Origin of the sequence: Pseudotenacibaculum sp. MALMAid0570, assembly GCF_040151415.1 — a bacterium.
Taxonomy (GTDB): domain Bacteria; phylum Bacteroidota; class Bacteroidia; order Flavobacteriales; family Flavobacteriaceae; genus Polaribacter.
Genome location: NZ_JBDKWF010000050.1, coordinates 184,211 through 204,080, shown reverse-complemented (window position 1 = coordinate 204,080; position 19,870 = coordinate 184,211). Strand labels below are relative to the sequence as shown.

Genomic DNA, 19,870 nt, shown 5'->3' with positions numbered 1-19,870 from the left:
GCAACTTGTTTTGCAACGATATTTCAGAAAGGGCAAAAATAAGTTTTAAAAATGACAATTAAAGAAATACAGGAAGAAATTATTGATGAGTTTGCAATGTTCGATGATTGGATGGAGCGATATGAATATTTAATTGAATTAGGAAAATCGCTTCCCATTATTGATCCTCAATTCAAACTTGATGAAAACTTGATTAAAGGATGTCAATCTAAAGTATGGTTGCATTCAACATCAAAAGAAGGAAAAATTCTTTTCACTGCTGATAGCGATGCTATTTTAACAAAAGGATTGGTTGCATTATTACTTCGTGTTTTCACCAATCAAACCTCAGAAGATATTTTAAGTGCTAAGACCGATTTTATTGATGAAATTGGATTGAAAGAACACTTATCGCCAACGAGAGCCAATGGATTAGTTTCTATGTTAAAACAAATAAAATTGTATGCGATTGCTCAACAAGCAAATTAGTACAATTAGTGGTATCTTTGCAACATAATTTTTATTGAAAATGACAGAAGAAGCTGTACAAGAAATAGGAGATAAAATAGTTCGTGTTTTAAAAACCATTTACGATCCAGAAATTCCGGTAGACATTTACGAATTAGGATTGATTTACGATGTTTTTGTGAATGAAGAGAACGATGCTAAAATTTTGATGACACTAACATCTCCTAATTGCCCTGTTGCTGAAACTTTACCTGTAGAAGTTGAGGAAAAAGTAAAAACTCTAAAAGAGATTAACAATGCTGAAGTTGAAATTACTTTTGACCCTACTTGGACTCAAGATATGATGAGTGAAGAAGCAAAACTAGAACTTGGAATGTTATAATGGCTGAAGAAATTATCAATAGAGTAGCGAATAGTCCTTTAATCAACATAGATTTAGAAGACTTTTATCCTGAAGGAGAAAGAGTGCTATTTGATATCAAAGATTGGTTATTTGAAGGAATCATTTTAAGGGAAAAAGATTTTAGAGACTCAGTTAAAAATCATAATTGGTCTCAATACCAAGATGCTTATGTAGCATTAACTTGCTCTGAAGATGCTATTATTCCTTCTTGGGCTTTTTTATTGCTTTCTACAGAATTACAACCTTATGCTAAAAAAGTGGTAGTTGGTAATTTAGAATTACTTGAAACTGTTCTTTTTCAAAACATTATTGCATCAATAGACATTACTCAATTTGAGAATAAACCTATCATCATTAAAGGATGTGCAAACAAGCCTATTCCTGCTTCTGCCTTTTCTTTTTTAATAGAACGCATACAACCTGTTGCCAAAAATATCATGTACGGAGAAGCTTGCTCTACAGTTCCTCTTTTCAAAAAGAAAAAATAGTTTTGTTTTTTAATATTTGGTATTATTTTTGTGCCTGTCGAGCCAACAATAACAACAACTAACACCAAAAAATGACCTCTACGAAGAGAGTTCTTATCCTAATTTTTGTTTTTGCATCAACTTTTGGAAATGCACAAACAACAAACGACTCCATTCGTAAAGTCGACTCTATTACCAAAGCATTCTTAACCAAAAAGGTTGATTCCATCAACAAGATTCTCAAAGACATTAAAGAACGAGAAGACAAAGCTAAAAAAGCAACTGAAGTTCCTAAAAAGTGGAGTGTTGATGGAAGAATGACATTTTTGTTCAATCAATCTTCTTTTACCAATTGGTCTGCTGGGGGAAATAATACTGTGTCTGGAGCTTTGGGATTGAATTATGACTTCAATTATGTGAAAGGGAAATGGAAATGGGATAATAAAATCATTTCTTCTTATGGATCTAGTCATGTAAGTGGCCAAGGATATAGAAAGACGGATGATCGTTTTGAGTACAACTCAGTTTTAGGTTATAAAGCAGGTGGTCATTGGTACTTTTCATTCTTTAGCAACTTTATTTCGCAATTTTCAAAAGGTTTTGACTACTCTAAAGATCCAAAACTTCTTGTTTCTAATGTTCTTTCTCCTGCTTATTTGAGTTTTGCCCCAGGTATCTTATGGCGGAAATCTGAAGATCTAAGAATAAATATCGCTCCTGGTACGGCTCGTTTTACATTTGTTAGTGAACAATTTTCGGGTCAATATGGTACAGAACCTGGAAAAACTACTAAGTTTAGTATGGGTTTCAATCTTTCCGGTTATCTTAAATTTAAAATTATGAAAGATTTAACCATGGAAAATATTATTGCCTTGTATGCAGATTATTTAGACAATCCTCAAAACGTGGATGTAAATTACCAAATGAACTTTTATGTAAGTGTTAACAAGTACTTATCTATGAACCTTACTTTACATACTATTTCTGACACAAATGCTTCAAGTCGAATTCAATTCAGAGAACTTTTCGGATTAGGTGTGAATTACACTTTTCATAAGATTTAAAACCTTATTTTTGCCCCAAATATTGGGTATATTTTATGAAAAGAATTATTGTATTATGCTTTGTATTGGCTGGGATGTCAATCAATGCTCAGGAAAAGAAAGTAGATTCTACTTCTAATTGGACAAAAAAGGGTGTGTTTTCACTATTATTTAATCAGTCTTCGTTTTCAAACTGGATTGCTGGGGGAGAAAATTCGGTTTCAGGTACGGTAAGTATCAATTACGATTTTAACTACAAAAAAGGAGATTGGACTTGGGACAACAAGATTATCACTAAGTATGGTATTAGTAATATTAGTGGAACCGGAACTAGAAAAACAGATGATCAGTTCGAGTTTAATTCACTGTTAGGTAAAAAAGCTAGCGAAAATTGGTCGTATTCTTTCTTATTAAATATTCGCAGTCAGTTTACAACTGGTTATGACTATTCTACTACTCCTAAAACTGCAACTTCAGAGTTTTTTGCACCTGGTTATGTAACCTTAGGTCCTGGTATGGTATACAAGAAATCAAACAACTTTAGTCTTCACTTATCTCCAGCAACAACAAAAGCAACTTTTGTAAGCAACCAATTTGCTGGACAATATGGTACTGAAGCAGGAAAAACTTCACGTTATGAATTAGGGTTCTATTCAGCTTTATATTATAAAGCTACTTTGATGGAAAACGTGAGTATGGAAAATATTTTAAATGTATATTCTAACTATTTAGAAGACCCACAAAATATTGATGTAAACTATCAATTGAATTTTGTTATGCAAATCAACAAATACCTATCTACTAATTTAAACTTTCACATGATTGTTGATGACAATGCTTCTAGCAGAGTTCAGTTTAAAGAAGTATTTGGATTGGGTGTGAATTATATTTTCTAAACAAAAAAAAACAAATTTTGAAGCCATGGAAATTGAATTTCTGTGGCTTTCTTTTTTTGGTATCTTTATCCCACCAAACATTTACAATGACACTTTTAATCGTTTACGCGACACTTTCTATCTTTTTTTCTTTTTTATGTTCTATTCTTGAAGCTGTTTTGTTAAGCGTAACACCTACATTTATCAGTGTGAAAATCTCTGAAGGTAAATCTTATGCAAAGACACTTGAAAAAATTAAAAATGATGTAGACAAACCTCTAATTGCTATTCTTACGCTAAACACCATTGCCCATACAGTCGGCGCAATTTTAGTAGGAGTACAGGCAGAACAGTTGCCATACAAAGTAGAAATTTTAGGATTTAATATTGTTGGTATTGTTTCTGCTATTATGACCATCTTAATTTTAGTGGTCTCAGAAATTATCCCTAAAACAATTGGCGCTACACATTGGAAAAAATTGGCAAAGTTTTCTGCCAATACGCTTTCAGCATTAATTTTCTTTTTTAAATGGACCGGCATTCTTTGGACACTTCAATTGTTTACAAGACTTTTTGGTAAAGGCGGTCACGGCTCTGTTTTAAGTAGAGAAGATTTTACAGCTATGGCAGACATTGCTGAACAAGAAGGTGTTTTTCAAGAATCGGAAAGTAAAGTCATTAAAAACTTATTAAATTTTAAGGAGGTTTTAGTTAGAGATATTATGACGCCAAGAACGGTTTTAAAGTCGGCCGATGAAACACAAACCATTCAGTCATTTTTTGATGAAAATCCTACCTTACGTTTTTCTCGAATTCCAATCTACAGTGAAAATCCTGATAATATTACGGGTTACTTTTTAAAAGATCAATTGTTGGAAGCTATTATTAAAGGAAATGGCGAAAATCCTTTAAAAGAGATTAAACGAACTATTTTAGTTACTAATAGGAGTTTACCTATTCCTAACTTGTTTGAACAATTAATTGATCAGAGAGAGCATATTGCTTTGGTAGTAGATGAATATGGATCTGTTAGTGGATTAGTAACTCAAGAAGACATGATAGAAACCTTATTAGGATTGGAAATCATGGATGAAAGTGATAACATTGAAGACCTTCAATTACTAGCCAGAAAAAGTTGGGAACGAAGAGCTAAACGTTTGGGGATTATTGATGATTTTAATAAGGAAGAAGAATAAACCTATTCTTCTTTGTACTCGTAGTATAAAAAGTCGTTATATGGAAAACGTTGAATGTGAATTTTCTTCACTTCATCATATACTTTGTCTTTAAAAGCTTCTAAATTTCCCTTGTTTAATGCAGAGATGAAAATAGACTCTTTCTCTAAATCATTCATCCAAGTCTTTTTCCAATCGTCTAAAGTGTAATGTGCTTTGGTTCTTTCAGTAACCAAATCATCCTCATCAATGGTTTCATGAGTATAGGCATCAATCTTATTAAACACCATAATTGTAGGCTTATCTGCACTTTCAATTTCTTGCAAGATCTTATTAACAGACTCAATATGATCTTCAAAATTTGGGTGAGAAATATCAACTACATGCAATAACAAATCAGCTTCACGAACTTCATCTAACGTAGACTTGAACGATTCTACCAATTGTGTAGGTAATTTTCTGATGAATCCCACAGTATCAGTCATTAAAAACGGAATGTTTTTAATCACCACTTTACGTACCGTTGTGTCTAGTGTTGCAAAGAGTTTGTTTTCTGCAAACACATCACTTTTGCTTACCACGTTCATTAAAGTAGATTTCCCAACATTGGTATATCCTACCAAAGCTACACGAACCATTTTACCGCGATTCTTTCGTTGTACAGCCATTTGCTTGTCAATGGTGACTAACTTCTTTTTTAACAAAGAGATTTTATCGCGAATGATACGTCTATCTGTTTCTATTTCTGTTTCACCAGGACCTCGCATTCCAATACCTCCTTTTTGCTTATCAAGGTGAGTCCAAAGTCGAGTTAAACGTGGCAACAGGTATTGATGTTGTGCTAATTCAACTTGTGTTTTTGCTGAGCTTGTTTGAGCTCTTTGAGCAAAAATATCTAAGATAAGGTTGGTTCTGTCAAGGATTTTACAATCGAGAATCTTTTCAATATTTCTTAACTGAGCAGGAGACAATTCATCATCAAAAATAGCAGTCCCAATAGTATGCGTATCTATATACGCTTTTACATCTTCTAGTTTCCCTGCTCCCAAAAAAGTTTTAGGATGAGGTCTTTCTAATTTTTGCACAAAACGTTTTACGGCAATTCCACCAGCAGTTAAGGTTAAAAACTCTAATTCATCTAAATATTCTTCAGACTGAGCTTCATCTTGATGCTGAGTTATTACACCAATTAAAACGGCTTTTTCTGATATCGCTTCCTTCTTATCAATCATAAGCGACAAAGGTAGCAATACCATTGCAAGTGGCAAAGTTTGGGAGTCTTAGGTTTTGAAAATTTCGATTCCTAGTCTTTCTCTTCTTCTTTTTCTTTTTTAGGAAAAAATAAATCGTCTTTGATAACGTATTTTTTATACTTCCCATCCTTGTATCTCCAATAGATAAAAATGGGCATCAAAATAAACGACAGATATAATACGCCTAGACCCATGACTACTTTTCCTTTTGGATGTTCTGTATATTCAAGATAACCCCCAACGGACATCCAAATAATAAATATGATAAAGAGAATTATAAGTAGATTTTTCATTGATAAAATACTATTTTTCAAAGGTACAAACTTCTTAGGTAGCAGTTACCTCGATTAACTTATTTCTATAAGCTGTTAATAGTTTTGATTTAGAAATAAATCCAATGTATTTTTTGTCTTTAATGACTGGTAAATTCCAAGCACCTGTTCCTTTGAATTTCTTCATAATGGTTTCCATAGAATCACTATAAAAGATAATATCTGGTGCCGATTTCATAAATAACGAAACTGTGGTATTGTTATACATCGTTTGATCAAACATAATTGAGCGAACATCATCGAGTAAAACAATTCCTAAGAATTGTTCTTCTTCATCAATCACAGGAAATAGATTTCTGCTCGATTTAGAAACTCCTTTTTTCAACATTTCTCCTAAAGTCATTTCTGGGTGTAATGTTACAAAGTTTGTTTCCAAAACACGATCGATTTTTAACATCATCAAAGCATTTTTGTCTTTATCCTTGGTGATTAACTCACCTCGTTTGGCTAGTTCGGCTGTATAAATTGAATTTGGAACAAAATATTTGGTAAATCCGTAAGAAATAGTTGCCACTAACATGAGCGGAACAAAGAGATCATAACCTCCAGTAATTTCAGCAATCAAGAAAATTGCTGTTAAAGGCGCATGCAATACTCCCGCCATCAAACCAGTCATTCCAATCAACGTAAAGTTTGATTCTGAAACACTAAACCCAAACTGATTGATGATTTTCGCAAATACATTTCCTAAAGCGCTTCCCATAAAAAGCGTTGGAATAAAAATCCCTCCTACTCCACCTGCAGCAAAGGTAGTAGCCATAGCAATAGCTTTAAATATCACAATTATCATCAACATTCCAATGACAGTCCAAACTTTGGTAACGTCTATATCATATTGTAAACCACTTAAGGCTTCAGCTGTGTTTCCATTAAGTAAATTATTAATCAATCCATATCCTTCACCGTACAAGGGAGGTATTAAATAGAGCATCAATCCTATACCAACAGCCGCGATTCCTATTTTCCAATAAGCCTTAGAAAAACGATTGAAAAATCGGGTAATGAAGAAATACATTTTAGAAAAATAAACTGATGCTACTCCTGTTCCAACTGCTAATAATACATAAAAAGCAATATCTTTTACTCTCCAAGCTTCTTGCAATTCGAATCCAAAAAGAACGTCGGTTCCTCTAAAAAAATAAGAAGTAATTACTGCGGATACCGATGCTAATAACAAAGGAACTAACGATGCAAAAACAAGATCTAAACTAAAGATTTCTATCGCAAAAACGATTGCTGCCACGGGGGCTTTAAACATAGATGACATAGCGCCAGCTGTTGCACAACCAATTAACAACATTCTTGTTTTGGTATTCATATGAAACAACTGTGCTACATTAGACCCCAAAGCTGCTCCTGTACTAACAGCAGGTCCTTGCAATCCAGCAGATCCTCCAAATCCAACTGTGATTGGAGCTGTTATTAAAGATGCAAACATTTTGTAGCGCTCTATGATTCCGCTTCGTTTAGAAATAGCATATAATGTACTGGAAATACCATGTCCAATTTCCTTTTTGATAAAATTTTTCTTCAACAAATACACCAACCAAATTCCTATGATAGGAAAAATGAAGTACAATAAATAATGAACGTTTTTGATAATTCCATCTTCTAAAATGGATTGAATTAAGAGCGTTAAATATTTTAATATTACCGTTCCCAATCCAGCAAGAAATCCAACCAAAATACTCAGTATCAAAACAAACTGACGTTCAGAGATATGTTTATATCTCCAAATGAGAATTTTCAAAAATATATTTCGTTTTTTAGTTGGCATTTCTTCCCTTTTCTCCTTACTCTTTACTCTTTTCTCTTTTCTCTTTATTCTTTATTCTTTACCATTTCTCAAAATATCTGTTCCTAAGTACTGTTGATTTTTATTGTAATACCATGCTCTTGTTTTAGGCATTTTTACTCCATTAATTGTTTCCATACCTGTAAATACAATATACTCGCCATCAAATTTAGATTCATCATGGTAAAATTGATATGCTTCTAATGCATAGTTTTCTTGATTGAAATAGAAGTACCAAATATCTTCTCCTACTTCTTTTTTGTAAGTAACTCTTAGCATTAAGTACATTTCTCCCATAAACTTTTCTAAGTTTACTTTTTCTTCGATAATTGTGCCAGGATCATTTAATTTCATTGGCATTCCGTACAGATATGTGTAATAGTTCTTGTAGAGGTTTGCTCGTTCACAACTAAGTTTGTTGTCTTTTTTCTCCTTCTCTGTAGGAGTTTTCCCATTAAATTGAATGGTACATTTCTCTTTGTCTAAGGTATACTCTGTTGTTTTATTTCCTTGAGTTGCCTTCACATAAAAATACTCGTTGGGAATATCAATTTTTATCTCCGAATCTCTTTTGGGTTTGTTCGGAGTTTCCATAGTAATGTATAGTGTTCCTTGAAAGGTTTCCCATTTCCCCTCAGGATCGTGATATTTAATTGATTTCTCTAAGAGTTGTTTTCCAGTAATTTCTTGCGCGAATGACGAAATAGTAGCAAAGGCTAAGAATAAAAGTAAAGTTGATTTCTTCATACCTTAAAAGTAGGAAAAAATGTTATTCTGAACTGGTTTCAGAATCTTTATAAATAATCTTTACTTTATTTTCATTTTGTCTTGATAGAAAACGAAACAAAAAATTAAGACAATCCGGAGGAATTTTCCATGTAAAAAAAAATCCCGCTATTGCAGGATTTGATTTATTCTTTTATTTCTAACTTGATACTAAGCTCTTGTAGTTGTTCTTCATCAATATTGGCCGGTGCATCAATCATTACATCTCTACCTGAATTGTTTTTCGGGAAAGCAATAAAGTCACGAATAGTTTCTTGCCCTCCTAAGATTGATACTAGTCTATCCAATCCGAATGCAATTCCTCCATGTGGTGGAGCACCATATTCAAAAGCATCCATTAAGAAACCAAATTGAGCTTTAGCTTCTTCATCAGAAAAACCAAGATGTTTTAACATAATTGCTTGCGTCTCTTTATCATGAATTCTGATAGAACCTCCTCCTATTTCATTTCCATTCAATACCAAGTCATATGCATTGGCTTTTACTTCTCCAGGTTGAGAATCTAGCAAATCTAATTGTCCTGGTTTTGGAGAAGTAAATGGGTGATGCATTGCATGATAATGTCCGGTTTCTTCATCCAACTCTAACAATGGGAAATCTACAACCCATAATGGAGCAAACTCATCAGGTTTACGTAATCCAAGACGTTCTGCCATTTCCATACGCAAAGCACTTAATTGTGCTCTTACTTTATTGACTTCTCCAGATAAAACACAGATTAAGTCACCAGCTTTGGCGCCAGTAACTTCTGCCCATTTTGCTAAATCATCTTGATCGTAAAATTTATCTACAGATGATTTGTAGCTTCCATCTTCATTGCACTTTACATAGACCATTCCTAAAGCTCCAACTTGTGGACGCTTTACCCAATCGATTAATTTATCAATTTCTTTTCTTGTATACGATGCTCCTCCAGGAACGGCAATTCCCACTACTAATTCAGCAGAATTGAAAACCTTGAAATCTTTGTGCTGTGCTACTTTATTTAGCTCCCCAAACTCCATTCCAAAACGGATATCAGGTTTATCATTTCCATACAAACGCATCGCATCATCATATTGCATTCTTGGGAATTTCTCAACCTCAACACCTCTAATTTCTTTTAATAAATGACGAGTAAGTCCTTCGAATGTATTTAAAATGTCTTCTTGTTCAACAAAAGCCATTTCACAGTCAATCTGGGTAAATTCTGGCTGACGATCAGCTCGTAAATCTTCATCTCTAAAGCATTTTACGATTTGAAAATACTTATCCATTCCACCAACCATTAACAATTGCTTGAAGGTTTGAGGCGATTGTGGCAATGCATAAAACTGCCCTTGGTTCATACGAGAAGGCACTAAGAAATCACGAGCTCCTTCTGGTGTAGATTTGATTAGATAGGGAGTTTCTACATCTATAAATCCTTCGTCTGATAAATACTTACGTACTTCCATAGATACTTTATGACGGAACATCAAATTTTCCTTCACTGGATTTCTACGGATATCTAAATAACGATATTTCATTCGTACGTCTTCTCCTCCATCAGTATCATCTTCAATGGTAAAAGGCGGTAGTTTTGATTCGTTTAAAATTGTTAATTCAGAAACCAATACTTCAACATCACCTGTTTCCATATTAGGGTTTTTAGACTGACGTTCAATAACTGTTCCCTTTACTTGAATCACAAACTCTCTTCCTAAACCTTTCGCTTTTTCCATCAAATCAGCAGAAGTTCTTTCTTCATCAAAAATTAATTGTGTAATTCCATATCGATCACGTACATCAACCCAAATCATAAATCCTTTATCTCTTGATTTCTGTACCCAACCTGCTAAAGTAACTTCTGTATTGATATGTGAAGCTCTTAACTCTCCACAAGAATGCGTTCTATACATTTTTCAGTCTTCTTAAAATGAAGTGCAAATTTAATCAAATCCTAAGAATATCACGTCTTTTCGCGAAGTCAATTTGTTTTCTGTTTTGTTGAATTCTTTACATGAATACAGATGTTGTAGATTCTGTTCCTGTTATAACAAAACAACTATTATAATTTGTAGATTTGAGGTATGAACAAGGTTATAAATATTCAAGAAAAGTTTGATCTCTTTTCAGATCAATGGTCTCCTAAAAGGATCGGACAATTAAACGGTCAACAAATATTATTAGCAAAGATTCAAGGTGAGTTTGTGTTTCATAAACACGATGATGAAGATGAAATGTTTATGGTTATGAAAGGTCAATTGGTCTTGGAATTGAGAGACAGATCGGTTACAGTTAATCCTGGTGAGTTTTTCGTAGTTCCTAAAGGAGTAGAACACAAACCTATTGCCAAAGAGGAAACACACTTGCTCTTATTTGAACCTTTAAGTACAAAACACACTGGTGATGTGATGGCTGATATTACCGTTGAAACCTACGAAGAAATATAGAAAGAAAAACAAAAGAAAAGAGTAAGGAGTAAGAAGAAAAGAGAAAGGAGTAAAGATTTATGAGTAAATTATTTTTGGTTCCGACACCTATAGGAAACTTGGAAGACATGACATTTAGAGCTATCAAAGTTTTAAAGGATGTTGATTTTATTTTAGCGGAAGATACTCGAACAAGTGGAAAACTTTTAAAGCATTTTGATATTTCTACTCAAATGTTTAGCCACCATATGCATAATGAACATAAAACTGTTGATGGTATTGTACAACGTATTTTGAATGGAGAGTCTTGTGCCTTGATTTCGGATGCTGGAACTCCTGCAATTTCCGATCCTGGTTTTTTACTCACACGAGCCTGCATTCAAAATAATATAGACGTAGAATGTTTGCCTGGCGCCACTGCATTTGTACCTGCGTTGGTGAATTCTGGATTCCCAAATGAAAAATTTGTCTTTGAAGGATTTTTGCCTGTAAAAAAAGGTCGACAAACTCGTTTAAAACTCCTTGCAGAAGAAGCTCGCACTATGATTTTTTATGAAAGTCCGCATAAACTACTCAAAACGCTAAACAATTTTGTTGAGTATTTTGGCGAAGAACGAGGTGTTTCTGTCTCAAGAGAACTAACGAAACTCTACGAAGAAACCAAAAGAGGAACTGCTAAAGAGGTTTTAGAATATTATACCCAAAAACCCGCCAAGGGTGAAATCGTGATCGTTGTTGAGGGGAAGAAATAAGTAGTGAGATTAACTATTCTTTTTCTTTTCTCTCTCAAAAGAAACTATTCACACATACTTTTCTCTAAAAATAAAAACAGGTAATATCACCTGTTTTTTTCTTTTGCTTTCTACATAACTTTCCACTTCAAATTTCTGTGTTTTCATGTATAGAAATTTGCATTATTATCGATACAATAAAAGAGTCTTCTTTTATAACGTATACTAAATAATCAGATTACTCATATGTTATCTATTATTTTGGCACCTTGAGAAATTAAGGTGCTTTTTTTGTTGTAAAAAAAGAAAAGTACAACCTTATATTTGTAAAACAATAAGTAAGCTCTATTATTTTTCCCGACCAAACCAACATGCAACAGTTGCTAACCAATATTAAAAATTGTACTCTTTGCGAACCTCACCTTGCCTTAGGTGCTAACCCTGTAGTTAGAGCTAGCAAAGATTCTAGAGTTGTTATTATCGGTCAAGCTCCTGGGACCAAAGTACATGCTAGTGGAATTCCCTGGGATGATGCGAGCGGAAAGCAATTACGCAAATGGATGAATGTGACAGATGAGCAATTTTACAACGAAGATATTTTTGCTATTATTCCTATGGGATTTTGTTATCCAGGAAAAGGCTCTAGTGGAGACCTTCCTCCTCGCAAAGAATGTGCTCCGAAATGGCACAAGCCTTTGTTTGACCTGATGCCAAACATAGAATTAATTATACTTATTGGAATGTATGCGCAGAACTATTACTTAGAAGATAAAGCTAAAAGAACTCTTACTGAAACAGTAGATAATTACCCTGAATATTTGCCTGAATATTTTGTGCTGCCACATCCATCGCCTAGAAATCGTTTTTGGCTGACAAAAAACCCTTGGTTTGAAAAAAATGTAGTTCCTGAATTACAAAAAAGAGTTGCTAGTATCATCAAGTAAAAAACTGTAATATTACAGTCTAAACACTCAACAGTTATGTTTCAACGATTTTTACTTTTAGGTTTTGTAACCTTACTTACTTTTTCTTGTACTACAGAAAAGGAACTTAGTACTTCAAGATATTCTGAAGAAATCAACCAACGCTTTACCGGAGACTTGGCCTATGAGACTACTGATTTTGTTGAAGACTATTGGAGAGTTGTAGGAAATACAGGATTCAACAAAAGTATATACAGAGTTGCCGAAGAACTAGAAAAAGCAGGTTATGTTTTGGAAGAAAAGGCCACGAAAGAAGATCGTCTTACTTACAGAATTGAAAAGCGCCCTATGAAGCGCCCTACTTGGGAATCTGTAGATGCATTAGTTACTATAAACAATCAAAAGAAACCTCTATTGATGCACGACACCAATAGAAACATGCTTGCTTTAAATTCTTATAGTACTCCTAAAGAAGGGGTTACTGCTGAGGTGGTTCATATAAAAGATTTAAAGAAACTGAAGTCAACCTCTGTAAAAGGAAAAATTGTTTTTGTAGAAAGAAGCCCATATAGTGTTTTTAAAACAGCTATCATTGATGGTGGAGCGGTAGGAATTTTTTCATATAGTAATCCTAAATACCTGCAATCTCAAAAAAATACAACCTCAATTCAATTTAGAGGAATTCCGTTAGATACAGTTCATAAACCTTGGACAATTGCACTTTCTTATGAAGCTAAAGAGCGTTTAAAGGATGAAATCTCGAAAGGAAAAGTTATTGCTACAGTGAAGATTGAAACCAACATATATCCGTCAGAAGAGCTAACAATTGTTGCTGATGTTAAAGGAAGTGATTCTCCTAAAGAACGTTTGGTGTTTAGTGCTCATGTTCAAGAGCCAGGTGCTAATGACAATGCTTCTGGTGTTGGTGTTGCATTAGAAATGGCAAAAGTAACAGCCGATTTAATTCGTGAAAAGAGATTAAACTTAAAACGAAGCCTCACATTTTTATGGGGTGACGAAATTGTATCAACCAATCGTTATGTAAAGGAAGATAGTATTCGAGCGAAAGACATAAAATGGGGAATTAGTTTGGACATGGTTGGTGAAGACACTGAAAAAACTGGCGGAACTTTTTTAATTGAAAAAATGCCAGACCCAAGTGCTATATGGACTCGTGGTAATGACAAACACACAGAATGGGGAGGAAGAAAAATGAGTTTAAAAGAAATGAAACCACATTATTTGAATGATTTCTTAATTGAAAAATTTCAAGAACAAGGAAAGCTAGCTAATTGGACGGTAAATACCAATCCTTTTGAAGGTGGAAGTGATCATGTTCCTTTTTTACGATCGAATATCCCTAGTGTATTGTTTTGGCACTTTACAGATCAGTTTTATCATACGGACAATGATCGAATTGATAAAGTTTCTAAAAGCACTTTAAAGAATGTGGGAACTGCAGCTTTGGTTTCGGCCTATACTCTATTGAATAGTGACGAAGTCACCGCGAAAATTTTACTCAATAGTATAGAGAGTGCTGCTATCAACAGATTGGAGGAAGAACTAAAACAAGGAAAAATTGCTTTGCAAAAAGGAGATTCTCTGAAAACGCAATTAGCAATTATTGATGCTTGGGAAGATTGGTATCTAAAAGCCATGAACACTACCTATGATATGGTAAAAGATTCTACTCTCATAAAATCAGTGATCGAAAAAAGTCAAACTACTATAAAAGATAAAGCTCAATCGATTACTTCAGAGCTTACAAAAGAATAGATAAAAAAAGCCTCGTTGTAACGAGGCTTTTTTATTAGTTCATTCCACCTAATCTTCTAGGCGAGCGTGGCTTTGGCCACTCGCGTTGCTTTCCTGTTCTAGAATTAACAGGCAGCACAACCCTTTCTCTTGATGTTTTTTCAGGATCTTCACTAGCCATATAAGTAAGAATAGCTGTTAAGATTACATTATTTCTTACATCGTCAAAAACAATCTTATCGTATGTATCTCTGTTGGTGTGCCATGTATAATTCCAATAAGCCCAGCTCAAAGAACTCAAACTAAATCCTGGCGCTCCAGCAGCAACAAACGAAGCATAATCAGATCCTCCTCCTCCAGGAGTTCCTGGGAAGTTTGTTTCTATATGCTTTGTAATATCTCTTGGAACAGCAGCCAACCACCTTCCCAAATAATCATAAGCATGTAAAAATCCTTGTCCAGATAATCTTACCACTCTTCCTGTTCCGTTATCTTGATTGAATAAGGCTTGTACTCCTTTTACAATCTCTGGATGATCTTCAACAAATGCTCTAGATCCATTGAGACCTTGTTCTTCACTTCCCCAAAGACCTACTATAATTGTACGCTTAGGATTAGGATAATATTTCTTTAAAATTCTAGCAGCTTCCATCATGACCATACTTCCAGTTCCATTATCAGTAGCACCTGTAGCGCCATCCCAAGAATCGAAATGAGCCGACAAGATTACATATTCATCAGGCTTTTCTGTTCCTTTGATTTCTGCAATGGTATTGAATGTAGGTACTTTTCCTAGTTCTTTTGACTTTGCAACTACTTTAATTTGAGGTTTATCTCCATACTCTACCAGTCTATACAACAATCCATAGTCTTCTAATTCTAAATCGACTGTTGGAATTTTCTTAGTTCTGGCGCTAAAGATTTTGTTTACACCAAATCCACGTGACCATCTAGATTGTACAATTCCAACTGCTCCAGCATCTTCCAACACTTTGATAATTGTCCTTCCATTATAACCAGTATTTCTCATATTCTGTCCCCAAGCTCTAGAAAGCTCAGTTCGTTCCTTTTTCATTTTTTCGAACGATTCTTTTGTGGCAAATTCCTCCCAATTGTAATCGGGTCTTCCTGTAGGTTGCTGCATAGAAACCATTACAAATTTTCCTTTTACTGAAGGAAGCCATTTTTCAAATTCAGCTTTATTTGCAACAGTTGGTAAGACTACTAATTCTGCTGTTACTCCTTTATCTGAAGTGCTTGGATTCCATGCCAATTGTGTTCCACGAAGTGATTGTATACGAGGATACACCATATCTATATGTGTAATTCCACGTTCCCAACCACGCCATTCTCCCCACTTTTCATTGTTAGCGGAAATTCCCCAAGATTGAAATTTTTTAACTGCCCAATCGTGAGCATTTTTCATTTGCGGAGTTCCAACCAGACGAGGTCCAATAACATCCAACATTTCGTGTCCTAATCTTTCTAATTGCGAATTTTCATTCGCTTCTTTGATCATATTTTCAATGACCTGATTTTTTGTTTGCGCTGTGAGCATAAAACTCGACAACAAAAACAAGAAAAGTATGTTTGTTTTTTTCATGATGAAAAGATTTAGTTGTTTACTTTTTAAACGTGCTTTCCTTTTTCCCAGCCATGTTTTCCAAGGTATTGTTCTCCAGACTCTACAGCACCATCTTCTATTGAAGTTCCCATAGAATCGTTCCAACGATTTAAGTATCCAAATAAAGAAATCACTCCTAACATTTCTACAATTTCTCCTTCATCCCAGTGTTCGTATAAACGTGCTTTGATTTCTTCATCAACTTGATTTGGAACCATACTAGCAACCAAAGAAAAATCTAATGCCGCTCTTTCTGCTTCAGAAAATGCAGGATGCGTTCTATACTCCCAAATATTATCTAACTGTTCTTGTTCTGCCCCATATCTTTCGGCAGCTCTTATTGCATGAGCCTGACAGTATCTGCATCCTGTAGAATTACTAGAAACCCAAGCAATCATTCTTTTCAATGCAGAAGTTACTCTTCCTTCATTGGCCATAACGGCTTTATTTAAATTAATAAACGCTTTAGAAATGGCTGGTCTGCGTTGCATTGTTAATACAGAGTTTGGGCAAAAGCCTAAAGTTTCATTAAAAAATTCGGCTAATTCTTTAGTTTCTAAATCGTGATCTGCTGATAATGGTGTTACTAATGGCATTGTTTATAATTATAATAAGATTTTACGTTAATTTTGTGGTTAGCTAAGATACATTTTATCGACAACACTATTCTAAAAAAATATTTATGGCAACAAATACAGTAACAACAGTCTGGAAAGAAAATATGCTTTTTGAATCTGACAACCCTAGTGGTGAAACCCTTTCTATTGATGCTCCTGAAGAAGGTATTGAAAATAAAGGTTTACGCCCAAAAGCATTAATGTTATCCTCTTTAGCAGGTTGCTCTGGCTTAGATATCGTCTCTTTATTAAAGAAAATGCGCGCTGAAGTAGATGACTTTAAAATGATTGTTCATGGTGAATTGACAGATGTACACCCAAAATATTATAACAAAGTAGTTGTTGAATATCATTTTTATGGATCTGATTTAAATGAAAATAAAATCAACAAAGCCGTAAACTTATCTGTTGAAACATATTGTGGTGTAATGGAAATGTTTAGACAATTTGCAGATGTGACTACAGAAGTGTATCTTCATGAGCAATAAAAATTTGCTATGCGTTGGACTCTAAAACCAGATCCCAATCCTGAGATTGTACATCAATTATCCAAAGAATTATCGATAGATATTGTCCTATCTAAATTATTGGTTCAAAGAGGAATTACTAATTTTGAAGAAGCAAAAAAATTCTTTCGTCCTTCTTTAGAAGAGCTCCATGATCCTTTTATGATGAAAGATATGATAATTGCTGTCGAAAGAATTGAGGAAGCAATTAGTTCTAACGAGAATATTCTTATTTATGGAGATTATGATGTAGATGGCACTACAGCTGTATCTTTATTATACTCCTATTTAAGCAAATTTACTCCCAATATCGCCACTTATATTCCCGACAGATATGAAGAAGGTTATGGTATTTCTTACCAAGGAATCGATTTTGCTAAAGACAATGATTTTTCACTAATCATTGCATTGGACTGTGGTATCAAAGCTATAGAAAAAGTTGCTTATGCCAAAGAACAGGAAATTGACTTTATTATCTGTGATCACCATAAACCGGGTCATGAAATTCCTAAAGCTGTTGCCATCTTAAATCCTAAACGAAAAGACTGTGAGTATCCTTATAAAGAACTATGTGGTTGTGGTGTTGGTTTTAAATTAATCCAAGCTTTGGCTTCAAAACAAAACAAAACCATAGATGATTTAATACATTACCTAGATCTTGTTGCTACAGCCATTGCTGCGGATATAGTTCCTATGACAGGAGAAAATAGAATTCTAGCTTATTACGGTTTGCAAGTAATTAACTCGAATCCAAGAAATGGAATTAAAGCAATTGTTCATCAACTCAATAAAAAAGAGTTGACTATAACTGATGTGGTTTTTATCATTGCACCAAGAATAAATGCCGCTGGAAGAATTAAGCATGGAAATGCTGCTGTAGAATTGTTAACGGAATCTAATTTTGACAAAGCAGTTGATTTTGCAAATACTATTAATGAGTATAATGTTAATAGAAGAGAGTTAGATGCTAAGATTACCAAAGAAGCTCTTCAGTATATAAAAGACAATAATGAAGAGAATAAATATACTACGGTTGTTTATGATAAAGACTGGCACAAAGGAGTTATAGGTATTGTTGCTTCTAGATTAACAGAAACTTACTACAGGCCCACATTGGTCTTTACAAAAAGTGGCGAAAAACTAGCTGCTTCTGCCAGATCAGTAAAAGGTTTTGATGTATACAATGCTTTAGAACAATGTTCTGAATTTATAGAACAATTTGGCGGACATAAATATGCGGCTGGTCTGACTTTGCTCCCTGAAAATTATGAGGCTTTTAAACTGAAATTTGAAGAAGTTGTAGCTAATTCTATAGACAAAGAACTCTTAATTCCAGAGGTTAAAATTGATGCTGAGATGGAACTCACAGACATTACTCCGAAGTTCTTCAGAATTTTACAACAGATGGCTCCTTTCGGTCCGGAAAACATGAAACCTATATTTAAAACAAGTTCTGTAAGAGATAATGGTTATGGAAAACGTGTTGGATCTGACCAAAGTCATCTTAAGTTAAATATCATATACGGTACAGACCGTAAAACCTATAATGCTATTGGTTTTGGCTTAGGAAACAAAATAGAGATCGTTCAAAACGATTTTGACATTGCTTATGCCTTGGATGAAAATGAGTGGAATGGCGTAACATCCATTCAACTCTTAGCAAAAGACATTCAGAAATCTACTTATCCTTAATTAAGTATATATAAACAGGGTAATGATCACTATATCCTCCAGTGTAAGATCCGAAAGAGAAACTTCTAAACGGATATCCTTTATATCTTCCTTTACTTGTTGTTAAAAAGCTTTTGTTGAAAATTGCTGATTTAAACATTTTGTAACTAGAAAAGTCCTTTTCTCCTTTATCTAATAAAGGCGAAGTAAATAATATTTGATCAAAAAGATTGATGTTATCACGATATCCTAGTGTATTAAACCCTTTCTTAAACATACTTTCATACGGATTGTATAAATCGCCTTTTTGAACCTCTTCCTTTTTAGATTTAGTTTTTAACACCTTTTTAAAACTACTATTTATGGGGTCATCATTGAAGTCACCCATTGTAATAATCTTCGCATTAGGATCTTCTAATTGTAGTTTTTCTATAATCTTAGTGTTCTGATAGGCAGCTCTTTCTCTTAAAGGTCTACTTCTAGCTTCTCCTCCACTTCTTGAAGGCCAGTGATTTACAATTACATGAATTAACTCGTCATCTAAATATCCTGAAACCAACAATTGATTTCTTGTGTAAACTTTTCTACCTTCTCTATAAATTTTTGGGTCAAAAGATTCGTGATGTATCGGCTTAAAGTATCGTTGTTGATACAAAAGTGCAACATCAATTCCCCTTTTATCAGGAGATTCATAATGGATAATTCCATATCGTTTTGACTTCAATCGTTTCGATTTAATCAAATCTTCTAAAACAGTTCTATTTTCTACTTCTGCAACACCAATAATAGCAGGACTAGTGTTGGCTTTATCTTTCCCTATCTGTTCTATCACACTTGCTAGTTTGTCTATTTTGTCCCAATAAACCTTAGCTCTTCCGCCTTTCATTTCCATAATTGGGCTAGCTTCATCATTTTTTGTTACATCATTAATTGTATCAAAAAGGTTTTCAAGATTATAAAAGGCTACTGTTCTAATCTTATACTGCTTCCCTTTTTTGTCTTGAGAATTAACAAAGGTTACAGAGCAAACTAACAGGTAAAAAAGAATTCTTTTCATCATATATCATCAAATTG

General features: G+C 34.0%; 20 protein-coding genes. 12 read left to right on the top strand and 8 right to left on the bottom strand.

The window, feature by feature from the left end; genetic code table 11:
* The first annotated feature begins 51 nt into the window (after nucleotides 1-51).
* The 6 genes from AAON49_RS13165 (at nucleotide 52) to AAON49_RS13140 (ending at nucleotide 4,431) form a co-directional block, all read left to right on the top strand.
* Entirely contained in the window at nucleotides 52-468 is a 417-nt protein-coding gene (locus tag AAON49_RS13165) for a SufE family protein (RefSeq protein ID WP_349555237.1), read from the top strand.
* 40 nt (nucleotides 469-508) lie between these two features.
* Nucleotides 509-829 carry an iron-sulfur cluster assembly protein gene (locus tag AAON49_RS13160; RefSeq protein ID WP_349555235.1) on the top strand — a complete coding sequence of 107 codons (321 nt, stop codon included), beginning with the start codon at nucleotides 509-511 and terminating at the stop codon, nucleotides 827-829.
* Nucleotides 829-1,338, top strand: a complete 510-nt coding sequence (locus AAON49_RS13155; protein ID WP_349555234.1) for a DUF2480 family protein — start codon at nucleotides 829-831, stop codon at nucleotides 1,336-1,338. The genes AAON49_RS13160 and AAON49_RS13155 overlap by 1 nt, the downstream gene beginning before the upstream one ends.
* A gap of 71 nt (nucleotides 1,339-1,409) precedes the next feature.
* Nucleotides 1,410-2,381: a DUF3078 domain-containing protein gene (locus AAON49_RS13150; RefSeq protein WP_349555233.1), complete on the top strand. Its 972-nt coding sequence runs from the start codon at nucleotides 1,410-1,412 to the stop codon at nucleotides 2,379-2,381.
* A 35-nt stretch (nucleotides 2,382-2,416) separates the two neighbouring features.
* A complete protein-coding gene (locus tag AAON49_RS13145) occupies nucleotides 2,417-3,256 on the top strand; it encodes a DUF3078 domain-containing protein (RefSeq protein WP_349555232.1) in 840 nt (279 codons plus the stop codon).
* An 86-nt stretch (nucleotides 3,257-3,342) separates the two neighbouring features.
* The gene (locus AAON49_RS13140; RefSeq protein WP_349555231.1) at nucleotides 3,343-4,431 is read left to right on the top strand and encodes a CNNM domain-containing protein; all 1,089 of its coding nucleotides are present in this window, start codon (nucleotides 3,343-3,345) and stop codon (nucleotides 4,429-4,431) included.
* A gap of 2 nt (nucleotides 4,432-4,433) precedes the next feature.
* On the opposite strand, the gene hflX is transcribed toward AAON49_RS13140, so the two are convergent.
* The 5 genes from hflX to aspS form a co-directional block, all read right to left on the bottom strand.
* The gene (gene hflX / locus AAON49_RS13135) at nucleotides 4,434-5,642 is read right to left on the bottom strand and encodes a GTPase HflX (protein WP_349555229.1); all 1,209 of its coding nucleotides are present in this window, start codon (nucleotides 5,640-5,642) and stop codon (nucleotides 4,434-4,436) included.
* 71 nt (nucleotides 5,643-5,713) lie between these two features.
* Nucleotides 5,714-5,956 (bottom strand): hypothetical protein, encoded by a 243-nt coding sequence (locus tag AAON49_RS13130; protein WP_349555228.1) that lies wholly within the window; start codon nucleotides 5,954-5,956, stop codon nucleotides 5,714-5,716.
* Nucleotides 5,957-5,990: 34 nt separating this feature from the next.
* Nucleotides 5,991-7,772: a chloride channel protein gene (locus tag AAON49_RS13125; RefSeq protein WP_349555226.1), complete on the bottom strand. Its 1,782-nt coding sequence runs from the start codon at nucleotides 7,770-7,772 to the stop codon at nucleotides 5,991-5,993.
* A gap of 51 nt (nucleotides 7,773-7,823) precedes the next feature.
* Nucleotides 7,824-8,537 carry a DUF6503 family protein gene (locus tag AAON49_RS13120; RefSeq protein ID WP_349555224.1) on the bottom strand — a complete coding sequence of 238 codons (714 nt, stop codon included), beginning with the start codon at nucleotides 8,535-8,537 and terminating at the stop codon, nucleotides 7,824-7,826.
* Between the two features lie 164 nt (nucleotides 8,538-8,701).
* The gene (gene aspS / locus AAON49_RS13115) at nucleotides 8,702-10,456 is read right to left on the bottom strand and encodes an aspartate--tRNA ligase (protein ID WP_349555222.1); all 1,755 of its coding nucleotides are present in this window, start codon (nucleotides 10,454-10,456) and stop codon (nucleotides 8,702-8,704) included.
* 171 nt (nucleotides 10,457-10,627) lie between these two features.
* Between aspS and AAON49_RS13110 the strand changes: the two genes are divergently transcribed.
* The 4 genes from AAON49_RS13110 to AAON49_RS13095 all read left to right on the top strand — a co-directional run bounded on the left by AAON49_RS13110 (nucleotide 10,628) and on the right by AAON49_RS13095 (nucleotide 14,399).
* A complete protein-coding gene (locus AAON49_RS13110; protein ID WP_349555220.1) occupies nucleotides 10,628-10,990 on the top strand; it encodes a cupin domain-containing protein in 363 nt (120 codons plus the stop codon).
* Between the two features lie 59 nt (nucleotides 10,991-11,049).
* Entirely contained in the window at nucleotides 11,050-11,721 is a 672-nt protein-coding gene (rsmI, locus tag AAON49_RS13105) for a 16S rRNA (cytidine(1402)-2'-O)-methyltransferase (protein ID WP_349555219.1), read from the top strand.
* A gap of 350 nt (nucleotides 11,722-12,071) precedes the next feature.
* Nucleotides 12,072-12,644, top strand: a complete 573-nt coding sequence (locus AAON49_RS13100) for a uracil-DNA glycosylase family protein (RefSeq protein WP_349555217.1) — start codon at nucleotides 12,072-12,074, stop codon at nucleotides 12,642-12,644.
* Between the two features lie 36 nt (nucleotides 12,645-12,680).
* A complete protein-coding gene (locus AAON49_RS13095; protein WP_349555216.1) occupies nucleotides 12,681-14,399 on the top strand; it encodes a M28 family peptidase in 1,719 nt (572 codons plus the stop codon).
* Between the two features lie 34 nt (nucleotides 14,400-14,433).
* Here AAON49_RS13095 and AAON49_RS13090 read toward each other — a convergent pair whose 3' ends face one another.
* Nucleotides 14,434-15,936 carry a M20/M25/M40 family metallo-hydrolase gene (locus AAON49_RS13090; protein WP_502942995.1) on the bottom strand — a complete coding sequence of 501 codons (1,503 nt, stop codon included), beginning with the start codon at nucleotides 15,934-15,936 and terminating at the stop codon, nucleotides 14,434-14,436.
* 71 nt (nucleotides 15,937-16,007) lie between these two features.
* Nucleotides 16,008-16,598: a carboxymuconolactone decarboxylase family protein gene (locus AAON49_RS13085; RefSeq protein ID WP_349555213.1), complete on the bottom strand. Its 591-nt coding sequence runs from the start codon at nucleotides 16,596-16,598 to the stop codon at nucleotides 16,008-16,010.
* 86 nt (nucleotides 16,599-16,684) lie between these two features.
* Here AAON49_RS13085 and AAON49_RS13080 point away from each other — a divergent pair, with 86 nt between their 5' ends.
* Entirely contained in the window at nucleotides 16,685-17,107 is a 423-nt protein-coding gene (locus AAON49_RS13080) for an OsmC family protein (RefSeq protein WP_349555211.1), read from the top strand.
* A 9-nt stretch (nucleotides 17,108-17,116) separates the two neighbouring features.
* A complete protein-coding gene (gene recJ / locus AAON49_RS13075; RefSeq protein ID WP_349555210.1) occupies nucleotides 17,117-18,817 on the top strand; it encodes a single-stranded-DNA-specific exonuclease RecJ in 1,701 nt (566 codons plus the stop codon).
* Here recJ and AAON49_RS13070 read toward each other — a convergent pair.
* Nucleotides 18,804-19,853, bottom strand: a complete 1,050-nt coding sequence (locus tag AAON49_RS13070; RefSeq protein WP_502942983.1) for an endonuclease/exonuclease/phosphatase family protein — start codon at nucleotides 19,851-19,853, stop codon at nucleotides 18,804-18,806. The genes recJ and AAON49_RS13070 overlap by 14 nt on opposite strands.
* Nucleotides 19,854-19,870: the final 17 nt, after the last annotated feature.